Genomic DNA, 24,268 nt, shown 5'->3' with positions numbered 1-24,268 from the left:
ACATCAAAGCCGTATACGGCCAGATACTACTTATGCAACTGGCTGTATACCGGTAGGTTCTGCCAGTCCACGGCCAGGCCTTTGACCCCCTTGGCCGCCACACCGTGTGCATTGTCATAATACATGGGAATCGCCGGCAGGTCGTTCAACAGAATCTCCTGCGCCTGGCTGTAGATGGCGTTGGCCGCGTCCGTGGACGGAGCCGCGTAGGCTTCATCCATCAACCGGTCGTATTCGCGGTTTTGATAGTCCCCGTCATTGGAACCGCTGCCGTGGGCCGCAGCGGAATCGTATTCCTGGAACAGATAGTTCTCGGCGGAAGGATAGTCGGGCTGCCAGCCGGAACGGAAGCCGCCCTTGATGCTGCGTTTGTCGACGGCATTGCGGAATTCCTGGAATGTCGGCATCGGGTCGGCGGCCACGTCGATGCCCAGCGTGTTCTTGATGGAGTTGACCATGGCGTCGTAGATCGCCTTGTTGCCGCCGTCCGAGTTGTAGGAGATGGTGAATTTGTCGTTGTCCTTGGAAATGGCGTCGGCCTTGGCCCACAGCTCCTTGGCGCTCGCGGCGTTAAAGACGAGGTTGTCTTTGCCTTTCAGCCCTTTGGAGAATCCAGGGGTCTTGGGCGAGGTGAAATCGACCGGCTGCGTGCCGGTGCCGTTGAGCACCTTGTCGATGATCCCCTGCCTGTCGATGGCCTTGGATATGGCCTGACGACGCAACGTGCCCTCCTGGGTGCCTGCCTCGAAATGCGGCAGGTTCGAAGGAATCGTGAACATCTGAATGATCGAACCCGGTCGGTTGTACGCCTGCACGTTCTGGTCGGTCCTGAAGCTTTTGGCATCGGCGGTGGGCACCGTGTCGAGCACATCAAGATTATTCCCCTGCACGTCGGCGTATGCGGCGTCCACCTTGGTGTAGATCTTGAACGTTACACCCCCGTTCTTCGGCTTGACGTTGCCCTTGTAGAGCTTGTTGCGCACCAGCCGGATCTCCGTGTTATGGTTCCAGCTTTCCAACTTATAGGGTCCGTCGCCCACCGGAGCATTGCCGAAGGCCTTGGGATCCTTGTAGAACGACTCAGGCAGCGGGGCGAAGGCAAGATAGCCGACCTTGATCGGGAAAGTCGCGTCCGGCTTGGACATGGTGACCGTGAACGTGGTATCGTCGATATCCTTCAACCCGGAAAGCTGCTCGGTGCCTTTGAGACTGCCGGCCTTCTGCAGGTCGTCATAGCCCTGAACGGTGGAGAGGAAGGACGAGCACTTCTGAGCGTTCTTCACATTGGCGACATAGCTCCATGCCTTGGTGAAGGATTTCGACGTCACCGGGGTGCCGTCACTGAACTTCCAACCCGGTTTGAGCTTGACGGTGTATTGGGTGGAGTTCGCATTGCCCTCGATCGACTGGGCCACCTCATTGGACGCCTTGCCTTTGGCATCGAAGGAGACAAGTCCTGCGAACAGCAGCGTGCCGGGCCGGGCGCCGCCCGACTCATTGGTGTTGCCCGGAACGAGCAGATTCTGCGGCTCCGTGTCGAAGACGGTGATCACTCCATTGCCGTCCTTGGCACCCGTTGCGTTCGTTGCGCCGCAACCGGCGAGAAGCATGCCCAGTGAGCATGCCACAGCGGTGAGTGCAAGCATTCGTTTCTTCATTGTTCTTCTTTCCTGCAGATGGTCTCCCCGACTTGAACGGCAAATCATGCCGAAAGTCTTGCAGCTGTTTGCTCAACCAGCTGCATGATGCCATTGAACTCCATGAATGTAACGGGCAGGTGCCGATGAACACTATTCGGACACTTTCGCTCAAAACTCCCAAGATGGCCGGCCAAAACGCAACCCGCACCACACTACACCCGCAGCGACACGGCATCGGCAACGATTGCCGCCATGCACACCGCGAAACAGGTATGCAAAAGCGGGAAGACGCTTTCGCATCCTCCCGCTTGAATCCTGCAGGATTATGACACCACTATGTCAGAATCCCGTAGCACCTTCAATGCATCACTTGTGCATCTGGATGAAGGTCGGATAGGACTGCCAATCGATGGCGAAGCCCTTGACGCCCTTGGCTGCGACACCCTGATTCGCCATGTAGTACAGAGGGATGGCAGGCAGATCGTTCAGCAAGACTTCCTGAGCCTGCTGATAATCCTTGTTCGCCTCGTCGACGGACTTGGCCGCATAGGCCTTGTTCAGTTCGTCGTCGAACTTCGGGTTGCTGTAATCGCCGTCGTTGGAGCCATTGCCATGGCCGGCGGAAGTGGCGAAGTTCTGCACCAGATAGTTCTCGGCCGACGGATAATCAGGCATCCAGCCGGAACGGAAGCCGCCCTTGACCTTGCGGTTGGAGATGGCGTCACGGAATTCCTGGAACGTAGGCATCGGGTTGGTGGCGGAGACGCCGGAGCCCAGGGTGTTGTTGATGGAGTTGACCATCGCGTCGAAGACGGGCTTCGAGGTGCCGTCGGAGTTGTAGGCGAGCGTCAGCTTGTCGTTGTCCTTCGAGATGGCATCGGCCTTCTGCCAGAGTTCCTTGGCCTTGGTGGGGTTGTACTTGAGGTTCTCGTTGCCCTTGAGCGTTGCGGAATAGCCGGGGATCACCGGAGCGGTGAACTCGTGCGCGGTCTCGCCGAGGCCGTTGAGCACCTTCTTGATGATGGTGGCGCGGTCGATGGACATGGAGATGGCCTGACGACGCAACGTGCCTTCCTCGGTGCCGGTCTGGAAATGGGGAAGATCGGAAGGAATGGTGAACTGCTGAATCGAGGAACCCGGCTTTGCATAGGCCTGCAGGCTGCTGTCGGTCCTGAAGCTCTTCGTATCCTCCGGAGGAATGGCGTTCATGGCGTCAAGGTTGCCCGCCTGAACATCCGCGTATGCGGCGCTCGACTTGGTATAGATCTTGAAATCGACGCCGTCGTTCTGCGGCTTGTCATCACCCTTGTAGTAGGAGTTCTTGACGATCTTGATGTCGGTGCCGTGGTTCCAGGAGTCGAACTTGTAGGGACCATTGCCGATCGGCTTGTTGCCGAAGGCCTTCGGATCCTTGTAGAAGGACTCGGGAAGCGGCGCGAAGCCGGAATAGCCGACCTTGATCGGGAACGTGGCATCGGGAGAATCCAGATCGACGGTGAACGTGGTGTCGTCGACGACCTTGAGGCCGGACAGCTGTTCGTCGCCCTTGAGCCCGCTGGTCTTTTGAAGATCCTTATAGCCCTTGATCGTCGAGAAGAAAGACGAGCACTTCTGAGCGTTCTTCACATTGGCGACATAGCTCCATGCCTTGGTGAAGTTCTCGGCCTTGATCGGGCTGCCGTCGCTGAATTTCAGACCGGGCTTAAGCTTGATGGTGTACTGGGTGCCATCGGCGTTCGGCTTGATGGACTGCGCCTGATCGTTGACGGGGTTGCCCTTGACGTCGAAACGAACCAGTTGCGAGAACAGACCACGCAAGACCATGCCGCCGCCGGTTTCATTGGTGTTGCCGGGAATCAGAGGATTCTGAGGCTCTGAATTGAAGAGCGTGATGATGTCCTTGCCGCCATTGGACGATGAGCTCGACGAAGAGCCGGATCCGCCACAGGCGCTAAGGAGCATGGCCGCCGAGCAGACAACAGCTGCAAGGGCCAGACCTTTCTTCTTCATAAGATTTCTCCCTTTCTTTTTCATTATGCAGAAAACCTGCACATCTAACAAAAAAGGTCGGCTGTAAGGGCCAACCTCTTTGCTGTTATCTTTCATTTATACGCTTGCTTACGGATTATGCAAGTTATTATCCATAAAATGAACAGTCAAAATTCAAGAAAATAACAAAAATCTGCATAAACTGTTTTTCAGGTCTATGCCCGGGGAAAAGCCTGCCGATAGCGTGATTTGAGCTGTTCGATGGAAACGTGGGTATATCGCTGCGTGGTCTTGAGCGAGGAATGGCCGAGCATCTCCTGAACCTCACGCAAATCGGCACCGCCGTCGAGCAGATGGGTCGCCGCGCTGTGCCGCAGGGCATGCGGACCGATATCCGGCACACCGGCCTCGTCGGCCTTCTCGTGGACCACCTTGCGTACCACACGTTGGTCGATGCGGGCGCCGCGAGCTCCGAGAAACAGGGCATCCGTGCAATCAGAAGAATTGAGCGAGTGGACGGGACTCCCCTTCTTCGAAGTGGGTTTCGTCGAATTGTCGGATTGTTTTCTGGTTTTGAGCAGTATCGGGCGCCCGGAATCCGACAGCCAAGCCTCCAACGCCCGGGACGCAGGTGCGCCGAACGGCACCACACGTTGCTTGTCGCCTTTGCCGGTGACCCGAACCGTGCGGGTGTCGAACGAGACGTCGCCGATATCCAACCCGGTCAGCTCCGCGACCCGGATGCCGGTGGCGTAGAGCAGTTCGATCATCGCCGCGTCACGCAATGCGAGCGCTTCGTCTTTGAGCCTGTTCTTCGAAGGGTTTCCCCTGACCTTACGGCAATCAGAAGAATCGCCGATATTGGATTCTTCCCCGTTGTCTGCAGAAAAACGTTCACTATCCGCCTGTTCTTGAAGCTCCTCGCCGTTCCCGCAATCCGCGTCGACGGTCTCCATCAGCCGCTCGGCCTGGGATTCATTCAATACTGTAGGCAGTGTCTGCGGGATTTTCGGCGTCATCAGCGTGGCCGCGGGATTCGTTGCGATGATATCGTGCTCGTCGGCCCAGGCGAAAAAGTTGCGCACGGCCACGCTCTTGCGTGCCATGGAACTGCGGGCGTGGTTGCCTGATTCGTGCGCCATCCACCCACGCAGGTCTTCCAGCCGGATCTCATTCAAACTTGTGATGCCGTTACTGTCTAGAAAGTCCAAACATTCCAGCAGATCGGTACGGTACGCCTTCACGGTGTTGGCGGAAAGACCGCGATTGGCTTTCAGAAAGTCGAGGAACCGGTCTATCTGGCGTTGATATTGCATAATCGCATTCTTTCAAATGACATATTTCTCATTGCAACATCGAGAACAACCTATGATTCATCAAATCCGAACCTCATCAACCGATGGTATTCCAATGCTTCCGGATCCTGCCCAGTATCCGCAAATCCATGTCTTTTGAAAAGCGCCATACTGCTTTTGTTGTCGGGGTCTACCCTTGCGCCGATGACAGCATCCCTGCCTGTCTTTTCCTGATTTCTTTGCATAACAGAAAGAGCATGTTTCAACGTTGAATCCCCAAAATGGCAACCTTTTGCATCCAAAGCTCTGGCAATGTAGCCAACCATATAGGTTCCCATAGAATCTTTTTTAGTTCCTCCAACGATACCGAACCATACAAAAGACCATATTCGTTCCTGCTTTTCTCGGGACACACAAATATCAACCCACTGGCTTCTGCGATCCCATGACCTCATATCACGTATCGTGGCCTGAACCTCATACTCATACTCCGCATAATACTCGTTATGCTTTCGGACAGCCTTTAAAGCAAAGCCGCCCAAAGGGGCGGCACATGCGAAGTTCTGCAGTCTGGCACGGTAGTCAGGAGACGCTTCAGTCCAGCGGTAGTCGCTTTCGCTTGTCATATTTCTCCCGTGCCACCTCGATGAAATCCTTGTTGAACGAACGTTCCAAAGACTGCCAATACTCATCCTGCTTGAGATTCCGGCCAGTTGGCGCCTTGGCGCGCTCAAGTACTCTATCTCGTGCCATATCGTTCCACTTTCCTTTGTCTTGCAAAGTCTGGCGCACCGAGAACACGGCGCCGAAAACAATGTATTTCTACTTTACTAGAACGTGATGACTGATTACAACAATGTTTGCGTATAGTGGATAACGCCATACTCCGACATTACGAAAGCGAAACGATGACACTTCCAAAATCAATCCCTGCAGATGCAAGACTCGTGGTCCGAATACTTGACGGACGCAATGAACAAACCGGTCGACAGCAATTCCGGGACTTCATCGGCCATGTACATTCGTGGGATGGACAGACGCTCCGCCTCACGCGGGATGCAGCCGCCAACGGGTCACGTCCTGCGCAGGATGTCGACATTCCCCGCGAACGCATCGTGGTGCTCAAACCGATTCCGGAACGGAAGATACGGCACAATCACCCGCATAACGTATGACGTTATATTTTGGAGCGCGTCTCGACTTCGGCCCGCCATGGCTGGAGGAAACGAACGACGTGCTCGCCACGACGTGCGGAATCCAGAAACGTGCGCTGCCAGCCCGAATTGGGAATATCAATAACGATACGTTCAATATGGCCGTCTGCGCCCAATGCACCGTTCTCACCGGACTCGCGTTCACGCGACTTGTAGTCACGGAACGGCTGGCCGGCTGCAAAGAACTTCGTCAAAGCCGCATCATCCCTGTCATGCAGGTCATCGGCGAACGATGTGAGTCTGTCGGCCAGATCGCGCAGCAGCGCCTCGACGTTGTCGGCGTCCTCCTCGACCATCGCACGGGTGCGGTCCGGGTCGGTCAAGGCCACGCGGGTCATGTCCCGCCAGGAACCGGCTGCGAGGGCCGCGGCGATGTTGCGATCGGGACTGGAGGCGAGCCCGTTGATCAGCGCGGTCGACACGACATGAGGAGCATGCGAGATCATCGCGGCGGCGCGATCATGCGTCTGGTCGTCAAGGACGATGACGCGGTTGCCGATCGCTCCGGTGATCAACGTGGCCACTTTGAGAAAACGTTCGTAATCGGTGGTTTCATCGACGGTGACCGACCATAGCGCATGGTCGTAAATGGCCGGGTCGCTGGCCGCAAACCCCGAAAACTCGGTGCCTGCCATCGGGTGCGCCCCGACATAGCAATCGGCGAGGCCGGCTTGGGCGACCTGCGAGCGCACCATCGCCTTAACACTGCCGACATCGCTCAGCGTGGTCGTTTCCCTGTCAAGCACCGGGGCAAGCCGGCGCAGCATCTCGGGCATGGCCTTCAAAGGGTTACAGAGGAACAGCACCTCGGGCTTTTCCGCAGCGAGCCCCTCCAACGAAGCGACACAGGTGATTCCGTCGCGTCGAGCAGCCGCGTACGGTTTTTCATGACGATTCCAGGCGACGACCTCAACGTCGCGCCCGGCCAACAGCCTTGCCAGCGAACCTCCGATAAGCCCGAGGCCGACGATCCCGACCGTTTTCACCACAGCAGTTCCCTTTCTTCTTTCGCCTTCATTTCACTGGCATCCGCGCGTTTGCGGCATATGCCGCCTTGCGGTAGCATCCACGTGTCCACCGGCGGGTTCGGGTGTTCCCCACGCGGGTAGACGGCCAGGGTCTTGACCCAGTCCCCTTTAACGACCATCTGATGGAGTAGACGGTTGAAATTGACTTGCCAAGGCGCGGCATCCAACGTGATGATGAAGCTGTAGGTGCCGGCATGGCCTTTGATGGGCCTCGACATGAGGCTGGTCATATTCAGCCCCTCGTCTCGTACCGAATCAAGCAGCTTGGCAATGACACCGGGGCCGGTGCTCAGAGGGACCACGGCGATAATCGTCTCGAAATCGACGGCTTGACTCTGCCGATAAGCATGCAAAACGGAACGTACGTCGTTTCTGGGTGCGACCACAAGGAAATCGGTATTGGCACCGCTGAAATCCTGAACGTTGTGTTCGAAGGTCTTGAGACCATATAATTCGCCGCAAAGAGCGGGGCCGAGCGCCACCTGCCCCGGTTTCACATCGCGGCAGGCCGCGGCATTGGAGGATGCGGGCACCGGGGTCAGGCGATGCGCCCTGGCGAATTTCGTGCATTGCGCCAGCCCGTGAGGATGCGCCGTTACCTCTTGCAACGACGCCTGACCAGCTTCGTCTGCATTCGAGGCGTTGCCGTCATCGGGGCGTACAAACGCATCGAATGCGATGTCTACGCTCAGACGTCCCAGGCCTGCCAGATCGCCGGCGTCGATGACCGCGTCAAGATTCGGGACAACGTAGCCTTCGACGCTGTTCTCCCAAGCGATGACGCCCCATCCCAAGCCGGCCTCGACGTCGCGGATGATGGCCGGGACGTTGTCACGCGCCACAAGCCCGGCGCTTCGACCGTTTCTGTCCAATGTCTCTGCCGCACTTGCCGCAGCCTGATGCGTAAACGAGCCGAGAGGCCCGAGGAAGAACAGCTTACGCGGGTCCGGCAACTCCCCCGATATTGCGCGCGCTGCGTTCTCGTTGTCGTGACTCATGGTCGCATCTCCTCGCGGGAATCGTCATCGGCCTCGGCAGCATCGCGTCGGACAACCAAAGAGGCTCCAGAAGAGGGGATGACGAATAGGCTTCGCGGCAAGAAGACCATGACGAACTGGATGACAATCATGCCAAAGAACCAGAACCACAGTGCGTTCTGGCTGAAAAACGGAATGTCCGAGCTGTAGAAGCCCATCGGCACCAAGATATCGCCGGACGTGGCGGTGACCGAAGCCACGACAATGACTCCGGAGGAAGCGATCAAGTGCAGCGCCAGCCCTGTCACACCGCTGCGCGCGCGGGCGCTCCAGGCGGAAATGCCGATAATCAACAATGCCAGAACCAAGCCGATCGGCAGATTATATTGGGCTCCAAGCCGATGTACCAGCGTGCCGCATATTCCGGCCACAATCCCCGTTGCCACGCATATCAGCGCACGAAGCCATGCACTACACCGGTAGGAGAAGGGCAGATCCGACTGCTGTTCGACGGTTTCGGAGGATGCTGCTGGAGTTGTCATAGTGCCAGTATGCCCCATCGGGCGGTCAAAACGGTAATCCGTTTGCGTAGGCGACGCCGATGAGCTCAACCCACTTGCAAACGCGACGCTTTCCACGTTTTTGCATCACCAATGCAATATGCTCGTGCAGATACGACGCCAATTGCCCCACAAGCGTCACCAATGCAGGAGCATACCGGCGGATTCCATCTGAATAAGCGAGCACCTCCTGAACCGAAAGATTCAGAAGGTGCTGATTCAACCAGACAAATAATCGGACTTACTTGTTCTTACTGGCGTTCTGGCGACGCTGGCGTGCGTGCCACTTGTACCACTCGTCGCGGTCGAGGATGACCTTGCGCACGCGGATGGCCTCGGGGGTGACCTCGACGCACTCGTCCTCGTTGGCGAAATCAAGCGCCTCTTCGAGGCTCATCTTGATCGGCGGGGTAAGCGTTTCGAGCACGTCGGCGGTGGAGGAACGCATGTTGGTCATGTGCTTGGCCAGCGTGACGTTGACGTCGAGCTCGTCGGGCTTGTTGTTGATGCCGACGACCTGGCCTTCATAGACGTTGGACTGCGGTTCGACGAAGAAGTTGCCGCGGGCCTGCAGACGCTGCATGGCGTAGGGGGTGGCGGTGCCGGCACGGTCGGAGATCATGGAGCCGTTCTGACGGGTCACGATCTCGCCCGCCCACGGAGCGTATCCGGCGGAGATGGAGCTGGAGATACCGGTGCCGCGGGTAGCGGTCAAAAGCGCGGTACGGAAACCGATCAGGCCACGGGAAGGAACCGTGAACTGCATGCGCACCCAGCCGGAACCGTGGTTGGCCATGGAGTCCATGCGGCCCTTGCGGTCGGCCATGAGCTGGGTGACTGCGCCCATGTATTCCTCGGGCACGTCGATGGTGTCGGATTCCATAGGCTCGTTGAGCTTGCCGTCGATGGTCTTGGTGACCACCTGCGGGCGGCCCACGGTCAGCTCGTAGCCTTCGCGGCGCATTTGCTCGGCGAGGATGGCGAGCGCGAGTTCGCCACGGCCCTGAACCTCCCAGGCATCGGGACGATCAGTCGGCAGGACCTTGATGGAGACGTTGCCGATGAGCTCGCGGTCGAGCCTGTCCTTGATCATACGGGCGGTGAGCTTGTGGTCCTTGCCCTCGCGGCCGGCCAGCGGTGAATCGTTGACGCCGAAGGTCATGGAAATCGCCGGATCGTCGACGTGGATCAACGGCAGCGGCTTGGGATCGTTGGGATCGACGATGGTCTCGCCGATCATGATGTCGTCGACACCAGCGACGGCGACGATATCGCCGGGGCCGGCCTCATCGACCGGGCTGCGGTCGAGGCCCTGCGTGCGCAGGATCTCGGTGAGCTTGAAGTTCTCAATGGAGCCGTCGACGCGGGACAGGCCGTACTGCTTGCCCTTCTTGAGGGTGCCGTTGTAGATGCGGACCAGGCCCAGACGGCCGAGATAGTCGGAGGCGTCGATGTTGGTGACATGCGCCTGCAGGGGTGCGCCTTCGGTGTATTGTGGCGCGGGGATGTTGGAGATGATGGTGTCGAACAGCGGCTCGAGGTCCTTGTTGTCCGGCAGGCCGCCGTCTTCCGGCTGGTTGCGCGAGGCATAGCCCGCCTTGGCGGCGCAGTAGATGACCGGCAGATCCAAGAGGGAGTCGAGATCGAGATCGACGCCTTCCTCGCTGACGTCCTGGGCCAAGCCGAGCAGCAGATCGGTGGATTCGCTGACGACCTCGGAAATACGCGCGTCGGGGCGGTCGACCTTGTTGATGCAAAGAATCACGGGCAGCTTGGCCTCGAGCGCCTTGCGCAGCACGAAACGCGTCTGCGGCAACGGGCCTTCGGAAGCGTCGACCAGCAGCACGACGCCGTCGACCATGGAGATACCGCGTTCCACCTCGCCGCCGAAATCGGCATGGCCGGGGGTGTCGATGACGTTGATGGTGATGCCGTCGGGCTCGCCGTACTTGGCGGCCAGCGGACCGGTGTATTGCACGGCGGTGTTCTTGGCGAGGATGGTGATGCCCTTCTCACGCTCGAGGTCGTTGGAATCCATTACACGGTCCGGCACTTCCTCACGTTCGCTGAACACATGCGACTGCTGAAGCATCGCATTGACCAGCGTGGTCTTGCCGTGATCGACGTGAGCCACGATCGCCACATTTCGAATATCACCACGTACCGCCATAAAAGCCTCTCCTAGTTACCTTTTCTTGGGTGTTTATCAGATAGAACTACTCTAACCTTCTACTTACACACAAACCTTCACAATGGTATCCATGTATCCCGACACGGATACGCTATTTGCTAATCCCTGCGAGATCACGGTTTCGACATGCTGCGGGAATCGTCACCGCCACCGACCCGACGGGTCGTGAGGCCATCGGGCCGCGGCATCCGCGTCGGTCTCAGTCCGTGGTCAACGGGGAAAGGGCGTCGTCGGATGTTGCCGAGGGGTCATATGCCGAAACGGAGCCGACCGGCTTGGGATTGAGCTCTGTGTCCCACGCTTTCCATATCTCGTTGCCTTTGGCCACGACCTCGGGAACGTAACGATAGACGGCGGCCGGTCGGTGCCGGCCTTCCGCCAGCTTCTCCCCCGTGTCTTCAAGCTGTCCGGAAGCAAGCATCTTGCGGCGGAAATTGCCCAGATCGAACGTACGACCGGCGATGGCCTCATAGACATCGTGAAGGCGACGCAAGGTGAAGCGCGGACCCACCAATTTGGAAGCCACGTCGGGATATGACATCCTGGAACGCAGCCGATCCAACGCGTATCTGATGATTTCGGCATGGTCGAAAGCGAGAGGTGGCAAGGCGGATTCAGCGAACCATCGCACATTGTCGCCGTCACGCAGATCGTCGACCTGAGTGCTGCCGATAAGAGCCCAATAGACGATCGAGACCATGGGCAAGGCCGATCCGGAACGATGCGGGTCGCCGAAGGTGTAGAGCTGTTCAAGATAACGGGGACGCAGGTTCGTAGTCGATTCCAGAGCCACGAACGCCGACCATTCCAGCGACCTGCCTACCAGCAAGCCGCCGCCGGGCAACGCCCACATGCCCTTGAACGGTTCGCGCACGCGCCGCACCAACGGTATCCACAACTCGTCATGCGTCGCTTTCCCCGTTTTCTTTTCCTGACTGTCGTGCGCATGGGCAAGCGCGAAGATAATGACGGAGACCCCGACCTCGGGCGGGCCCGCCTTGCGTTCCGTCACATTGCCTTGCCACATCAGACCATCCCCTCATGTCAATCGTCATGATCCTATTCGAGGGTAACAAGCATAACGCACAAATGCCACATCGGTTCCCGTAACGATCATCGCCGATCCCTTGTGCGGCTTCGGCGCCGGGTTCCACGCCAATCCTCTATCATCTCACAGGCAATCAACGCTGCGTGAGTCTGGTGTACGAGCCTTCCAGCGCATAAGCCACCCGGTCGATCTGGTCACCAGTCAGCGGCCTGGCGAAGCTCATACGCAGGGCCGATTTCGCAGCATCCTCATCGAAGCCCATCGCCATCAACGTCGGCGGCACCTCATGGCGCCCCATGGCACAGGCGGAGCCCGAGGAACAGGAGATGCCGTGCGCATCGAGATCGACCAAGAGCGCCTCGCCGGTGACGCCGGGAAAGACGAATGAAGCGTGTCCGGGCAGACGCGCTTCCGGGTCTCCGGTCAGCTCGGCGGCCGGCACCACGCGACGCACCGCATCGATCAGCTTGTTGCGTGAGGCGACCATGGCGTCCCATTCATCACGCATACGCTCGTTGGCCTCGCCGATGGCCACCGCCAGCGCCACGGCACCGGCGACATTCTGGGTGCCGCTGCGCAGGCCGTGTTCCTGGCCTCCTCCGGAAATCAGAGGTTCGATCGGCACGCGGTTGCGCAGCATGAGCGCACCCAGCCCTTTGGGCGTGGCGAATTTATGCCCCGAAACCGCCAAAGCATCGATGTCCCAGTCACGGAAGCGAATCGGAATGCGTCCAGCCGCCTGTACCGCGTCGACGTGGACGGGGACATGATGCGCATGCGCGATTTCGACGATCTGCGAAACCGGTTCGATGGTGCCGACCTCGTTGTTGGCCAGCATGACGCTTACCAGCGTCGTGCGTTCCCCTTTCCTTCCGGCAAGCTCGTCCTCAAGGGCTTCCAGATCGATGTGGGCCTGCCGGTCGACCGGCACGCGCACGACCTCGAAGCCGAACCACCGGCCCAGCCAATCCGCCGCTTGGGACACCGCAGGATGCTCGACAGCGGAAATCACGATACGGGGACGGCGGGATTCGGCATCCTGACCGTCTTCGCCGACGCCATGGGACCCGCCATCGCCGGACTGGTATCCGTCGGTTTCGTCACCGGCGTGGAAAGCCGGGCATAGACCCATGCGCTTCATACGCGCCATGGCAATGCCTTTAATGGCCAGGTTGTCGGATTCCGTTCCCCCAGAGGTGAAGACCACATCGCCGCTTTTACCACCCAGACCCGCAGCGAACGCCTCACGGGCCGCAGCCAACGCACGCGCTGCGGTCCTACCCGGTTGATGCACGCTGGCAGGATTGCCAAACGCATCGGCCAGGAACGGGGTCATCGCCTCGATCACGCCGGAGCTCACCGGTTCGGTCGCCGAAGCATCCAGATATATCTCATCGGACATCGTCTCTCCTTGCTCGTCGTTGACAATCACGCTCATCGCCATCATCCCTTTGCTCATCGAAACACGCATCGACGCCTATCTGCCACGGCTCCATGCGTCACGCGGCCGGCGGCAACGATCAGCGACATCCGAGGGATAATCGCCTTGGCGCCCCACCCGCCGCCGTCGATGGACCTGGCGCGTGAGTGCAGTGGTCGATCCTCAGTAGTCAAGGCCCAGGTCGATACTGCGCACACTGTGAGTCAACGCACCCACGGAAATCACATCCACGCCCGTGGCGGCCACCGACGCCACCCGTTGAAGGCTCATGTTGCCGCTGGCTTCCACGACGGCGGCGCCATCGATCATGTCCACGCCCCTTCTGGTGTCTTCCAACGTGAAATTGTCGAGCATGATGGTATCGGCTCCCCCGGCGAGCGCCGCGTCGATCTGTTCGAGCCGGTCGACCTCCACCTCGATATGGATCGTATGGCCCACCTGCTCGCGAATGTGTCGGATGGCACCAGCCATGTCGATACCCTGCTGTGCAAGCGCCGCCAGATGGTTGTCCTTGACCATGACCGCATCGGAAAGGCCATAACGGTGGTTGTATCCACCGCCGCAGGTGACCGCGTATTTCTCGAAGGGACGCAGTCCGGGCGTGGTCTTTCGCGTGTCCGCGATCCTCGTACGCGGGTAACGCCTCGGCCGTCTTGCCGCAGGCGCCTTCGAGCCGACGTCATGCCCTTCATCGTCGGTAGCGGCATATATCGCGTTGACCCTGTCCACAAACGACGAGGTCATGGTGGCGATGCCACACATCCGTTGCGTGAAATTCAGGGCCACGCGCTCGGCGGTCAGTATATCGCGAACCGGTCCGGCGACGCTCGCCAGCACCTGGCCGGCTCGGAAACGCTGCCCGTCGCCGACGAGGGTCTTTACTTCGACCTCATCGCTCTGGCTGACGAATGCGGCCCGGAACACCCGGGCCCCGCTCATCACCCCTCCCTCGCGCGCAACGAGTTTCGCGTTGCCCTTGGCGTGTACCGGTATGGTCGTCTCGCAGGTGATGTCACCATACGGCGCATCTTCCTGCAGAGCCATGGCGACAGCCGTCTCTATGACATGGTTGGTCAGCATCATTCCTCGTTCCTTTCACCACGGCCTCGCTACACGGCCGACCACAACGACTTTCACCGCGCTTACCGGCGGTTCAGCCCCTGACATAGGCCACGGAATGGGCCCACTGATCGCTGGAGCGAGGAAAATCGTTTCGGGCGTGCGCCCCACGCGATTCGGTACGGTTTTGCGCCGCGCTCGCGGCCACATAGCCCACAGTGAGCATGTTGCGGTTCTCGAGCGCCTCGACGCTAGACAGCGACGCAGGGGATACGGCCGCGTTCGCGGCAGCCAACCCGGAAGATAGCGCCTCTTCGGCGTCACGCAACCCGTCATGGTCACGCAACACACCGACGCCTTCCCACATGTGCTGTTGAATGCGCTCGCGGCCCCATACGTCAGCCCCTTCGGCCTTGCAGATGGGATCGGGCAATGCGATCGGGGCTTCATCAAGACTCTCGCCGGTCACGGAATTGAGCAACGGTTCCGGCTTCCACATCGCATCGGCTTGGTCATGCACTGCGGCCAGCCCGGCCCGCCTGCCATAGACCAGCCCTTCAAGCAGCGAATTGGAGGCCAGACGGTTCGATCCCATCACCCCGGTTCGAGCGCATTCGCCCGCCGCATAGAGCCCCGGAAGGCTAGCCCGACCGTCGAGATCGGTACGAACGCCGCCCATATAGTAATGTGCCGCCGGAGCCACAGGAATCGGCTCTCTGCTCCAGTCGAAGCCCATCGAACGCACATAGGCGTCGATGGTCGGGAACCGGCGTTTGAGGAATGCCTGAAGATCGGGGTTTTCCTTGGCCATCGGTGAGACGTCCAGCATCACCGGCCGTCCGCCCTGACGTTGCATCACCTTGAAATTCTCACGTGCCACCACGTCGCGTGGCGCCAACTCACCGCGCGGGTCGATATCAGGCATATAGCGATGTCCGTTTTCATCGAGCAGGATGGCGCCCTCGCCACGCACGGCCTCGGAAATCAGGAAATGCTCGCCTACCGCCAAGGCAGTGGGATGGAACTGGTAGAACTCCAGGTCGGCCACCTGGGCTCCCGCCCTCCAAGCCGCGGCAAGACCGTCGGCCGTGGCCACCTGGGGGTTGGTGGTGTAGGGGTACATCCGCCCCGCACCGCCAGTGGCCAGGATGACGCGGTCCGCCGGCATCTCCATGCGGTGCGGCCCCTGACCGGAGCTGTTTTCACTGACGTCTTCCGCCACTGAGGCGGTGGACCCGTAGCCGTCGTCGGCCAACAGCCTCACAGCCGTTACATGGCCGTCACGCACGACGATGTCTTCGAGGAAAGCGTGTTCGACGATGTGGATTCTCGGCTGACGGCGCACCATCGCGGAGACGTCAAGCTCGAGTATCTTGCCCGTCGCGTCGCCGCCGGCATGCACCACCCGGGCCCGTGAGTGGGCGGCTTCCAGCCCACGCAGCATGTGGCCCGCCTCATCCCTGTCGAAACGGACCCCCGCCTTGGCGAATTCGCGCACCCGCAGCGCACCCTCCCGGGTCAGGATCTCCACCGCCTTCGGATCGCACAGGCCGTGTCCGGCCGCCATGGTGTCGGCGGCATGCAATTTCGGATCGTCATCATCAAAAATGGCGGCGGCTATGCCCCCTTGGGCATGGTAGGTGTTCGACTCCACCAAATCGGCCTTGGTCACCAACGTCACATCGTGGCCGGTGCCAGCCACCGCGAGCGCCGCTGACAATCCGGCGACCCCCGCACCCACAATGACTATGTTCTTCTCTTGTCCCATAATGGCTCACCTCTTATACCCTGCCGGGCCTGATATTGCCTATGCTCTTCCGCGCCACGACGAACCATCGGGCCGGACCTTGTGCCGAATCGGGCGCACCGGTCCACAATCGATTGGTGTCATGGCATGGTCGGGAGCCGACACCATGCGCACCGCTCCCGACCATCGCCCATTGATATTGGTCAGGGACGTGCGTCAAGCATGCGCTGCAACGCCACCTTCGCCTCACGCGCGGTCTGGGAGTCAACGGTGATGCGGTTGACGACCTTGCCTGCCACCAGATTCTCCAACACCCAAGCCAGGTAGGCGGGATGGATACGATACATCGTCGAGCAGGGGCAGACCACCGGGTCGAGGCAGAAGACGGTCTTGTCCGGATATTGCATGGCGAGTCGATTGACCATGTTGATCTCGGTACCCACGGCAATCGTGGAGCCGGCAGGAGCGTCGGCGACCTGCTTGACGATATAGGCGGTGGATCCGACCCCGTCGGCCGCATCGACCACGTCCATCGGGCATTCGGGATGTACGATGACCCTCACGTCCGGATACGCCTTGCGCGCCCGCTCAATCTGCTCGACCGTGAAGCGCTGATGCACCGAGCAGAATCCCTTCCAGAGGATGATCTTGGCATTCTGATAGATCGACGGATCGCCGACGCCGCCTTGCTCCTTGAACGGGTCCCACATCGGCATCTGTTCGAGTGGGATACCCATGGCCTTGCCGGTGTTGCGGCCCAGATGCTGGTCCGGGAAGAACAGCACACGCTTGCCGCGTTCAAACGCCCAGTCCAGCACGGTGCGCGCGTTCGAAGACGTGCAGACGATGCCGCCGTTACGCCCGCAGAACGCCTTCAGCGCGGCCGACGAGTTCATATAGGTCACCGGCACGATCTGCTGCTTGCCATCCGCTTCCGGCTTATCGCCGAAAATGTCCATAAGCTGGTTCCAGCATTCGCTGACCTGATCGATATCGGCCATATCGGCCATCGAGCAGCCGGCGGAGAGGTTCGGCAGGCTTACGCTCTGCTCGCTCGTCGAGAGAATATCAGCGGTCTCGGCCATGAAATGCACGCCGCAGAAGACGATGTGCTCCGCATCGGGGCAACTTGCCGCGTTTTCGGAAAGCTGGAACGAGTCCCCCACGAAATCGGCGTGCTTGACGATCTCATCGCGTTGATAATAATGGCCAAGAATCAGCAGCTTGTCGCCCAAGGTCTTCTTCGCCGCGGCGATGCGTCTCTGCAATTCGTCGGCGCTGGCGTTGCGGTACTCCTCCGGAAGGGGCTGCTGCACCGGGGCCCCTGCGGGCAGTTTGTCCTTCATGGACGCACCCGGCCCATAACCGGAGGTGCTCTGCCAGGGATCGACGGTGAGTCCGGCGTCGCAGGTGCTTTGCGCCCCAAGCTTGGCGATGATCTCATCGACCGATGGAGCCTTGAATGCTGTTACTGTCATATTCGTTTCCTTCCCGGTCATCGGCAAGCAGCCGCAAACTGGAATACATCGAGATAAGCAATGCCAGTATAGCACTTATAGTCATTATGACTATAATTTAATGCAAGATTCGTTCACCCTTGCTCAACGCTTGAAATTCAGCGCCTTTCAGAGCCTGCGAACGTTACGGCTAGACCTCATCGGCGTGAGCCTGGTTCACGACATCATCGGCAGCAGGCATGAAGGGGGCGAGTTCGGGCAGCTGATCGAGCGATTCAAGGCCCATTTTCTCAAGGAACAGTCCGGTGGTGACCAGAAACGCCGCACGGGAATCGGGATCGGCACCCTCTTCGCGGATCAGGCCACGCACGTTCAACGCACGCACCACACCGTCGGAATTGACCCCACGGATGGCCGCGATCTGAGCACGGGTGACCGGCTGCTTGTAAGCCACAATGGCAAGGGCCTCGAGCGCCGCCTGCGAAAGCCGCGCCATCTGCCCGTCGGTGACGAAAGCCGAAACCACCGGTTCGAACACGGCACGATTGCCGTATTGCCAGCCACGGGCGGTATGCCGCAGCTCGAATCCCCGAGGGGCGAGATCCCGTGTTGCGTCGCCGTCGTATTCGCGTTGCATCGCCTGAAGGGCAGCGGTGACCTGATCCTCATCAACCGCCAACACACGGGCCAGGTCGGCCGCCTGTTGAGGCTGGTCGGCCACCATCAGAATCGCTTCAAGACAGGATCGCAACCCACCCGGAAAATCGTCAACACAAAAATCCACATACTCGGGACGTGTGGAAGGCGAGTCGGGCACTGCTAGCGAGATACGGCGAACATCATCAGGGTGTTTGCGCATACTCTTATCGGCATCGCCGAGCACGTTCCCGTTTTCGTTTTGGGCATTGTCGTCTGAGGCTTCGGCGGCCGCAGCAGCCTTTGCCTCCCCCATGCCGGCCCTCGCCTGCGATTGAGGCAACCCGTTTGGCGGTGTTGATTCGGTGTCGTTTACGTCCATATCATTGGTTTCACTCATGCGAAATCACCTTCGTTCACTTCCACGGCGTCGTCCCCGTCATCGGCACCTGGCACCCATCGTAAGTGCAAATCCTCAAAAGGCCCCGACTGCTTATACTGCAATACGCCTTGCTTGAAAAACAGCAAGATCGCCAAAAACCTGGCGACGATCACCAACGTGCTCATGGCATCGTCCGTCAGCTCGCCAAAGGTCATCGAGGTGCCGGAGCCAAGTTCGCGCAGACGGCTACGCACAATCTGCGACTGCTGCTTCAAATCGACTTGCGAGACATGAAGCTGATCGAGCCGCACCTCGTCGGCGGGGGCGTTGAGAAACACCTCAACGGCGATCCTGGCCAAATCCTCCGGACCAAGCGTCCATGCCAGTTCGGGAAGCATGGCGGCAATGGCCGGGTCGCTGAAGGAAGGATGCGCGAAACGCCCGGAATTGGCGGCGAAAAGCTCACGAAAATCGTTGGCGGCGCTTTTGAACGCGCGATATTGCACGAGTCTGGCGAACAGCAGATCCCTCTCACGCAGGGCCTCCATGCTCTGCTCATCGCGTTCGCCGTTCTCGTCTCCCGGCAGAATCGCCGCGCTCTTGGCCTCCACCAGAACAGAAGCGACTTCAAGGAAAGCGCTGACCTTCTCCATGTCACGAGCCATGTCGAGTCCGCGTACGTATTCGATGAATTCCTCGGTAATGGCCGAAAGCGAGACTTCGGTCAGCTCAAGCTTGCGGTTCGCGATCATCGTCAGCAGCGCGTCGAACGGCCCCGAATAGACGGCGAGATTGACCGAAAAACCTTTGTCTTCGGCTTTTTGCGGCGCCTCACCATCGGTGTTATCCGCGCGCGTCGACCTCAATGCGGCATCATCAACGGGAGCACTCAGCCCATCTACGTTCACGACACCTCACTTACACACTATATGCGGCAGCATCTGAAGAATCCCCTCCGCATGCCACGCAGAGCAAACCCGCGACCCTCAGTCCACGATCCCGCGGGCGATAAGCTCGCGCGCAGTCTCCCGATATTCTTTGGCCGTCTTGTGGTTCGGCGCGTAGATGGTGATCGGCGCAGCAGCCACGTTCGAATCCGGCAATTTGATGGAACGGGAGATGACGGAGTGGAAGACCTTGTCCTGGAAGGCCTCGTAGATGCGCTGCAGCACTTCCTCGCAGTGCAGGGTCGAGGTGTACATGGTCACCAATACGCCGTAGACCTCAAGCTGAGGATTGATACGCGAACGGACCTTTTCGATGGATTGCATCAACAGCGCCACACCACGCAGCGCGAAGAACTCGGCGGCCACGGGAATGATCACGCCGTCGGCGGCGGCAAGCGCGTTGACGGTGAGAAGGCCCAACGAAGGCTGGCAATCGACGATGATGACATCGTATTCGTTCTTTACACCTTCCAAAACGCTGGCAAGGATGCGCTCGCGCCCCACTTCGGTCACCAGCTGCACCTCGGCCGCAGAAAGGTCGATGTTGGCCGGAATGATGTCGAGGTTTTCGAAATCGGTGTGCTGCACCACGTCGTGTACATCCAGCGAGGGGTCGAACAACGCGTTGTAGATGGTGGCGTCCACCGTGTTCGCGTTGATGCCGAGCCCTACGCTGGCCGCGCCTTGCGGATCGAAGTCGACGATAAGCACACGGCGGCCATATTGGCTCAGCGCACCGCCGATGTTGATGGAGCTGGTCGTCTTGCCGACCCCGCCCTTCTGGTTGCACATCGCGATGATACGTGCGGGGCCATGGTGGTCGAGCGTCGGAGGCGCGGGAAAAGTCTCATAGTTTCGTCCAAGAAGATCGGTAGGCATGCCTTTCATGCTACCAACAGGCCTGTTCACCCTGCCACCGGCGGGTTTAGGGACATTCCGCCCTCCTCTGGCGACAATCCCGCTCTCATCTCCCCCATTTTGCGCAACCGCGTCATGCGATATCGCATCCTTGGCGTTTTCCGCCGCGCTCTCGAGGCTGCCGTGAGCCGATGCCAGCAGATTGCGAATCTGGCTGGTTTCGTCGACCGTATCGTCCACAGGCTTGACATGGATGGTACCCGGCAATTTCAGTTTGCCTTGCGTGACATGCCCGGCCGGGCGTTGCTCCCCGCTCCATCTTGCCTCGCTGAACCCGCCGTCTCGGTATGCGTTCTTCGCTTTCGACATCTGGCCTTTGGCCGAGTTGGGGGTGTCGGGCTTATGCGCTTTTCTTTTGCCTTTGACCATCACACCGCTCCCGCCTCATCGCATACGCCATACCAATAATCATCATAATCCACTGGTATACCAATGTCATCTATTCTTCATCCATCATCGAAGCAATCATCCCGAGCTGTGATTATCTCTGCAACCACGCACCAAATACAGAGATAATCACGAAAAACAGCCTAAAAGCGTGATTATCTCTGCACTTATCTATCCATTGCAACGAAAATCACGAAAACAGCCCAGAAATGTGATTATCTCTGCAACGACCGCCGATTACCGTGCCCGTGGATGAGCAGTCAGGTAGGTTTCGATCAGGGTTTCGGGACTGACATGCGTGTAGATCTGCGTAGTGGTCACCGAGGCGTGGCCCAGCAGCTCCTGCACGGTGCGCACGTCGGCGCCGCCTTGAATCAGATGCGTGGCGAAGGAATGACGAAGCGTATGCGGATGCAACGGCCTGTCGATATGCGCACGCTCACCCGCGGCCTTGACCGCTTCCCAGACCGATTGGCGTGAGATGCGACGGCCGCGTTTGTTGAGAAAGACGGCACGCCGTTCCTTGGCACCTTTAGCCCTGGCCTCGAGCTCAGGCCGACCGTCAGAAATATAGCGACGCAGCGCTTTCAGCGCATACTCTCCCAGCGGCACCAGACGCTGCTTCGAGCCTTTGCCGGTCAACACCACCACACGTTCGTCGAAGTCGATGTCGTTGAGATCCGTACCAGTCGCCTCGGAAGCACGGCAACCGGTGGCATACATGAATTCCAGCAACGCTTTGTCCCGCAAAACCACCGGGTCGCGCGAACCGCCCATCGCCGCCGCATCAAGCAGACGCGACACCTCGTCGACACTCAACACATCCGGCAGATGGCCAGCGGCTTTCGGAGCCTTGACCCGCGCGGATGCATCATCGGCGACAACACCCTGCATCAGCGCGAACTTGTGGAATTCGTGGACGCTGGCAAGCCTGCGTGCCTTGCTGCGGGCACTTTCACCGGCCTTGTCGAGCGCGGCCACATATTCCTCGACGTCAAGGGACGTCACCTCATTGAGCTTGTTGAGATTGCGGGAGGAAAGCCAACTCACATATTTTTTGATATCGGCTGCATAGGCGCTCACCGTCGAACCGGCCAGTCCGCGTTCAACGCCGATATGCGCCAGAAACTGCCCCAGTAAATCGTCCATTGCATTCATGGTTCCGATTCTAGACGAAAACGGGCCGGTACCATCGCGATATCGCTATCGTTATGGTTCCGGCCCGTCATGCCACAAGGAGATGCTTACATTACTTTCTCATCAGCCCTCGTTGTCGAGCGCTTTCTCGCTACGACGGGTGTAGATGTAGATTGAGCCCGCGCCGGCAAGCAGCACCACGACGACCAGCCCGACGAGGATGGCACCCGCGCCGCCGGTCATCGGCAGCTGCGAGATGGAGTTGACCTCGTTGACCACAATGAAGTGGGTGGCGTTGGCCGTCACATCCCAGCCGGTCTCGTTCGCCTCGACCAGGTCGAAGACGTCGCCACTGTTCTTGAAGTGGGGCTCGGCGGCGGAATGCGGCGAATTAGTGTCAATGGTCACCGTGAACGTTGACTTGGAGATCTCGGAGTAGCCGGTCGGCGGATCGGTCTCCTCGACGGTGTAGACGCCGGCGGCGAGGCCATCGAAACGCAGCTGACCATCGGTCAGCGTGCCGTTGACGGCATCATTCGGAGCAGACGAACGCTTGAGCGAAGTAATCGCGGTGGTGTTGTCGGCGGACTGGTCGGCGGCCTTCTTGTAATTGCCCTTGATTACCTTGCCGTTGCTGTCCTTGACCGGGTAGAACTTGATGACCTGGCCATCGCTGTCCTTGATCTGGAAGGTCGCATCGTCGAGCTTGGTGCTCGGGTTGTTGCGCGCCTGATCCTCAATGCCGAAGCTATAGAAGTAGACCTTGGGTTGACTGGGGTCGTTGGGATCGGTCGTGTGGTCGATGACGCCCTCGCTGGCCGGCGGGTTCGGCGCGGTGTTATCGTCGCCGTTGTCGTTGTCGGGCTGCTTCTGGGTATCGTTGGAGTAGGCCAGCTTGACACCGTTGTGCACGTTGCCGCTCACCGCGTTGTCATCCACCCTCATCTTGTAGGTGATCTTGATGAAGTGGCTGCCGAAGTACTGCGGATGTGCCGAAGTACTGTCACCCTGCGAAATCAGCTTGATAACCGGCGAGAGGTTGAAGGTGATCTTCTGGCCCGAGGTGGGCGTGCTGTCCACCGCCGGGGTGACCTCGTAGCCGGTGGGCGCGGGAACGTCTACAGCCAGGCTGGAGGCGGTGTCGAACAGCTCGGAGTTGCTGATCTCGACGCTCGTGTTGCTAGGCTCATAGGTTAGACCTTCGGAAGGCTGATCGGTGATCACGTACTTGTAGTGCGTGAAGCCTGTGGTCAGCGGGATGCTGGCGATGATCTGATAGGTCAGTTCGTCGCCGATGCCGGCCGCGCCGTCCGCAGGTTTGATCAGCCGCTTCTCGACTGTCGGTGTGGCGCTCTTCATCTTGATCTGCCCCAACTTGACCGCCGCGCTGTCGGCAAAGGAATCATAGGTGTTCAGACCATCGCTGGAGACCACTTCGGTGCCCACGAGCATCGGGATGGAGGCCGGAGAGGAGCCGGACAACGAGGAGGTGGTGTCGACCACCAGATAGATGCCGCCCTTGAGCCCGGTGAACTGCACCGTCATATCGGCGTCATCGTCGCCGGTAGTTGGTGCCGCGATGGTGGCGACATCGTCTCGCGTGGTGTCGGCCATGCGTGCCTTGACGTTGGCATTGTCGGAGAACTTGGTGACGAACTGACGCAACCTGCCGTCATAGGCCTTGGCGCGTGAGTTTGATGTTTCGTCCTCGTTGGAGCTGTTGGTGGTGGAGGCGTAGCCCAGCCAGTACTTGGAGATTGCACCGACGACGTTGTCCTCATAGCCGCTGGGCATCGCCGAAGCACCGGAGACCGCCAGGTAGGCGTCCTTCATGGCCGGCAGCATCGTTTCGTTCGCGGGTGCACCGTCATCGGCGGTGCGCGAGCTCGTGCTCACACTGGTCAGCTCGTTGTCGCCGTTCTTGGAGGCGGAGACATAGACGCCCATGCGCAAGGCGCTGAACGTGTGTCCCTTGACGGCCGAGCCTTTGCCGGTGATGGTCAGGGTGGCTATGCGCGAGGCCGAAGCCGTGGGATCAATGGTGATGGGCGTATCGGCGGCGTTGGCCACTCCGAAGGGGCTAAAGGCGAGAAGTGTGGCCGCTGCGGCCAATCCTCCCACCAGAGCCTTGAGATGTGTGTTCTTCATGATTGTGCTCTTTCTTTGTCTAAAACAGCAAACATTCTTATGTTCTTGTTTATGATGTCTGGGTTTG

General features: G+C 59.4%; 20 protein-coding genes. 1 reads left to right on the top strand and 19 read right to left on the bottom strand.

From position 1 onward, the window contains the following. Window positions 1-26: 26 nt before the first annotated feature. The 5 genes from OZX64_RS03320 to OZX64_RS03300 all read right to left on the bottom strand — a co-directional run bounded on the left by OZX64_RS03320 (window position 27) and on the right by OZX64_RS03300 (window position 5,677). Window positions 27-1,658, bottom strand: a complete 1,632-nt coding sequence (locus tag OZX64_RS03320) for an ABC transporter substrate-binding protein (protein ID WP_277173837.1) — start codon at window positions 1,656-1,658, stop codon at window positions 27-29. A 348-nt stretch (window positions 1,659-2,006) separates the two neighbouring features. Then, window positions 2,007-3,650, bottom strand: a complete 1,644-nt coding sequence (locus OZX64_RS03315; protein WP_277173835.1) for an ABC transporter substrate-binding protein — start codon at window positions 3,648-3,650, stop codon at window positions 2,007-2,009. Window positions 3,651-3,844: 194 nt separating this feature from the next. Next, a complete protein-coding gene (locus OZX64_RS03310) occupies window positions 3,845-4,945 on the bottom strand; it encodes a tyrosine recombinase XerC (RefSeq protein WP_277173833.1) in 1,101 nt (366 codons plus the stop codon). Window positions 4,946-4,995: 50 nt separating this feature from the next. Continuing rightward, on the bottom strand, window positions 4,996-5,550 hold the full coding sequence (locus OZX64_RS03305) for a hypothetical protein (RefSeq protein WP_277173831.1): 555 nt from the start codon (window positions 5,548-5,550) through the stop codon (window positions 4,996-4,998). After that, window positions 5,519-5,677, bottom strand: coding sequence for a hypothetical protein (locus OZX64_RS03300; RefSeq protein WP_277156095.1), 159 nt, complete (start codon window positions 5,675-5,677; stop codon window positions 5,519-5,521). The genes OZX64_RS03305 and OZX64_RS03300 overlap by 32 nt, the downstream gene beginning before the upstream one ends. Window positions 5,678-5,832: 155 nt before the next feature. On the opposite strand from OZX64_RS03300, the gene OZX64_RS03295 reads away from it, so the two are divergent. Further along, a complete protein-coding gene (locus tag OZX64_RS03295; protein WP_277173828.1) occupies window positions 5,833-6,099 on the top strand; it encodes a DUF6725 family protein in 267 nt (88 codons plus the stop codon). A gap of 2 nt (window positions 6,100-6,101) precedes the next feature. Here OZX64_RS03295 and OZX64_RS03290 read toward each other — a convergent pair whose 3' ends face one another. From OZX64_RS03290 to OZX64_RS03225, 14 genes are all read right to left on the bottom strand, one after another. Continuing rightward, window positions 6,102-7,127, bottom strand: coding sequence for a prephenate dehydrogenase/arogenate dehydrogenase family protein (locus OZX64_RS03290; RefSeq protein ID WP_277173826.1), 1,026 nt, complete (start codon window positions 7,125-7,127; stop codon window positions 6,102-6,104). Further along, a complete protein-coding gene (locus OZX64_RS03285) occupies window positions 7,121-8,164 on the bottom strand; it encodes a prephenate dehydratase domain-containing protein (protein WP_277173824.1) in 1,044 nt (347 codons plus the stop codon). Before OZX64_RS03285 ends, OZX64_RS03290 begins: the two co-directional genes overlap by 7 nt. Then, a complete protein-coding gene (locus OZX64_RS03280) occupies window positions 8,161-8,685 on the bottom strand; it encodes an alcohol dehydrogenase (protein ID WP_277173822.1) in 525 nt (174 codons plus the stop codon). The genes OZX64_RS03285 and OZX64_RS03280 overlap by 4 nt, the downstream gene beginning before the upstream one ends. Before the next feature lie 259 nt (window positions 8,686-8,944). Continuing rightward, complete coding sequence (typA, locus tag OZX64_RS03275; RefSeq protein WP_277156100.1) at window positions 8,945-10,873, bottom strand: translational GTPase TypA; 1,929 nt, start codon at window positions 10,871-10,873, stop codon at window positions 8,945-8,947. Between the two features lie 220 nt (window positions 10,874-11,093). Beyond that, window positions 11,094-11,921: an NUDIX hydrolase gene (locus OZX64_RS03270; RefSeq protein ID WP_277156101.1), complete on the bottom strand. Its 828-nt coding sequence runs from the start codon at window positions 11,919-11,921 to the stop codon at window positions 11,094-11,096. 154 nt (window positions 11,922-12,075) lie between these two features. Next, window positions 12,076-13,344 carry a cysteine desulfurase family protein gene (locus OZX64_RS03265; RefSeq protein WP_277174961.1) on the bottom strand — a complete coding sequence of 423 codons (1,269 nt, stop codon included), beginning with the start codon at window positions 13,342-13,344 and terminating at the stop codon, window positions 12,076-12,078. A 201-nt stretch (window positions 13,345-13,545) separates the two neighbouring features. Beyond that, window positions 13,546-14,463 (bottom strand): carboxylating nicotinate-nucleotide diphosphorylase, encoded by a 918-nt coding sequence (gene nadC, locus OZX64_RS03260; RefSeq protein WP_277174960.1) that lies wholly within the window; start codon window positions 14,461-14,463, stop codon window positions 13,546-13,548. 73 nt (window positions 14,464-14,536) lie between these two features. Continuing rightward, window positions 14,537-16,210, bottom strand: a complete 1,674-nt coding sequence (gene nadB, locus OZX64_RS03255; RefSeq protein WP_277173820.1) for an L-aspartate oxidase — start codon at window positions 16,208-16,210, stop codon at window positions 14,537-14,539. 182 nt (window positions 16,211-16,392) lie between these two features. Continuing rightward, a complete protein-coding gene (nadA, locus tag OZX64_RS03250) occupies window positions 16,393-17,667 on the bottom strand; it encodes a quinolinate synthase NadA (RefSeq protein WP_277173818.1) in 1,275 nt (424 codons plus the stop codon). 169 nt (window positions 17,668-17,836) lie between these two features. Beyond that, window positions 17,837-18,505, bottom strand: a complete 669-nt coding sequence (scpB, locus tag OZX64_RS03245) for an SMC-Scp complex subunit ScpB (RefSeq protein WP_277174959.1) — start codon at window positions 18,503-18,505, stop codon at window positions 17,837-17,839. A gap of 173 nt (window positions 18,506-18,678) precedes the next feature. Continuing rightward, window positions 18,679-19,530 (bottom strand): segregation/condensation protein A, encoded by an 852-nt coding sequence (locus OZX64_RS03240; RefSeq protein ID WP_277174957.1) that lies wholly within the window; start codon window positions 19,528-19,530, stop codon window positions 18,679-18,681. A gap of 120 nt (window positions 19,531-19,650) precedes the next feature. Continuing rightward, window positions 19,651-20,490 (bottom strand): AAA family ATPase, encoded by an 840-nt coding sequence (locus tag OZX64_RS03235; RefSeq protein WP_277157438.1) that lies wholly within the window; start codon window positions 20,488-20,490, stop codon window positions 19,651-19,653. 663 nt (window positions 20,491-21,153) lie between these two features. Next, window positions 21,154-22,074, bottom strand: coding sequence for a site-specific tyrosine recombinase XerD (xerD, locus tag OZX64_RS03230; protein WP_277173815.1), 921 nt, complete (start codon window positions 22,072-22,074; stop codon window positions 21,154-21,156). A gap of 102 nt (window positions 22,075-22,176) precedes the next feature. Beyond that, complete coding sequence (locus tag OZX64_RS03225; RefSeq protein ID WP_277173814.1) at window positions 22,177-24,201, bottom strand: isopeptide-forming domain-containing fimbrial protein; 2,025 nt, start codon at window positions 24,199-24,201, stop codon at window positions 22,177-22,179. Between the last annotated feature and the right edge of the window lie 67 nt (window positions 24,202-24,268).

Source organism: Bifidobacterium sp. ESL0704 (assembly GCF_029392075.1).
Taxonomy (GTDB): domain Bacteria; phylum Actinomycetota; class Actinomycetes; order Actinomycetales; family Bifidobacteriaceae; genus Bifidobacterium.
Note: the sequence above shows the minus strand (reverse complement) of the source record. Positions and strands in the feature narration are given on the sequence as shown.

What these genes read in the sequence shown, in the direction of transcription:
- OZX64_RS03280 (WP_277173822.1), bottom strand. Translation starts at nt 8,685, where the DNA reads ATGACAACTCCAGCAGCATCCTCCGAAACCGTCGAACAGCAGTCGGAT.
- xerD (WP_277173815.1), bottom strand. Translation starts at nt 22,074, where the DNA reads ATGAATGCAATGGACGATTTACTGGGGCAGTTTCTGGCGCATATCGGC.
- OZX64_RS03235 (WP_277157438.1), bottom strand. Translation starts at nt 20,490, where the DNA reads ATGCCTACCGATCTTCTTGGACGAAACTATGAGACTTTTCCCGCGCCT.
- OZX64_RS03265 (WP_277174961.1), bottom strand. Translation starts at nt 13,344, where the DNA reads ATGTCCGATGAGATATATCTGGATGCTTCGGCGACCGAACCGGTGAGC.
- nadB (WP_277173820.1), bottom strand. Translation starts at nt 16,210, where the DNA reads ATGGGACAAGAGAAGAACATAGTCATTGTGGGTGCGGGGGTCGCCGGA.
- nadC (WP_277174960.1), bottom strand. Translation starts at nt 14,463, where the DNA reads ATGCTGACCAACCATGTCATAGAGACGGCTGTCGCCATGGCTCTGCAG.
- OZX64_RS03300 (WP_277156095.1), bottom strand. Translation starts at nt 5,677, where the DNA reads ATGGCACGAGATAGAGTACTTGAGCGCGCCAAGGCGCCAACTGGCCGG.
- OZX64_RS03225 (WP_277173814.1), bottom strand. Translation starts at nt 24,201, where the DNA reads ATGAAGAACACACATCTCAAGGCTCTGGTGGGAGGATTGGCCGCAGCG.
- OZX64_RS03315 (WP_277173835.1), bottom strand. Translation starts at nt 3,650, where the DNA reads ATGAAGAAGAAAGGTCTGGCCCTTGCAGCTGTTGTCTGCTCGGCGGCC.
- OZX64_RS03285 (WP_277173824.1), bottom strand. Translation starts at nt 8,164, where the DNA reads ATGAGTCACGACAACGAGAACGCAGCGCGCGCAATATCGGGGGAGTTG.
- typA (WP_277156100.1), bottom strand. Translation starts at nt 10,873, where the DNA reads ATGGCGGTACGTGGTGATATTCGAAATGTGGCGATCGTGGCTCACGTC.
- scpB (WP_277174959.1), bottom strand. Translation starts at nt 18,505, where the DNA reads ATGCGCAAACACCCTGATGATGTTCGCCGTATCTCGCTAGCAGTGCCC.
- OZX64_RS03270 (WP_277156101.1), bottom strand. Translation starts at nt 11,921, where the DNA reads ATGTGGCAAGGCAATGTGACGGAACGCAAGGCGGGCCCGCCCGAGGTC.
- OZX64_RS03295 (WP_277173828.1), top strand. Translation starts at nt 5,833, where the DNA reads ATGACACTTCCAAAATCAATCCCTGCAGATGCAAGACTCGTGGTCCGA.
- OZX64_RS03310 (WP_277173833.1), bottom strand. Translation starts at nt 4,945, where the DNA reads ATGCAATATCAACGCCAGATAGACCGGTTCCTCGACTTTCTGAAAGCC.
- OZX64_RS03305 (WP_277173831.1), bottom strand. Translation starts at nt 5,550, where the DNA reads ATGACAAGCGAAAGCGACTACCGCTGGACTGAAGCGTCTCCTGACTAC.
- nadA (WP_277173818.1), bottom strand. Translation starts at nt 17,667, where the DNA reads ATGACAGTAACAGCATTCAAGGCTCCATCGGTCGATGAGATCATCGCC.
- OZX64_RS03320 (WP_277173837.1), bottom strand. Translation starts at nt 1,658, where the DNA reads ATGAAGAAACGAATGCTTGCACTCACCGCTGTGGCATGCTCACTGGGC.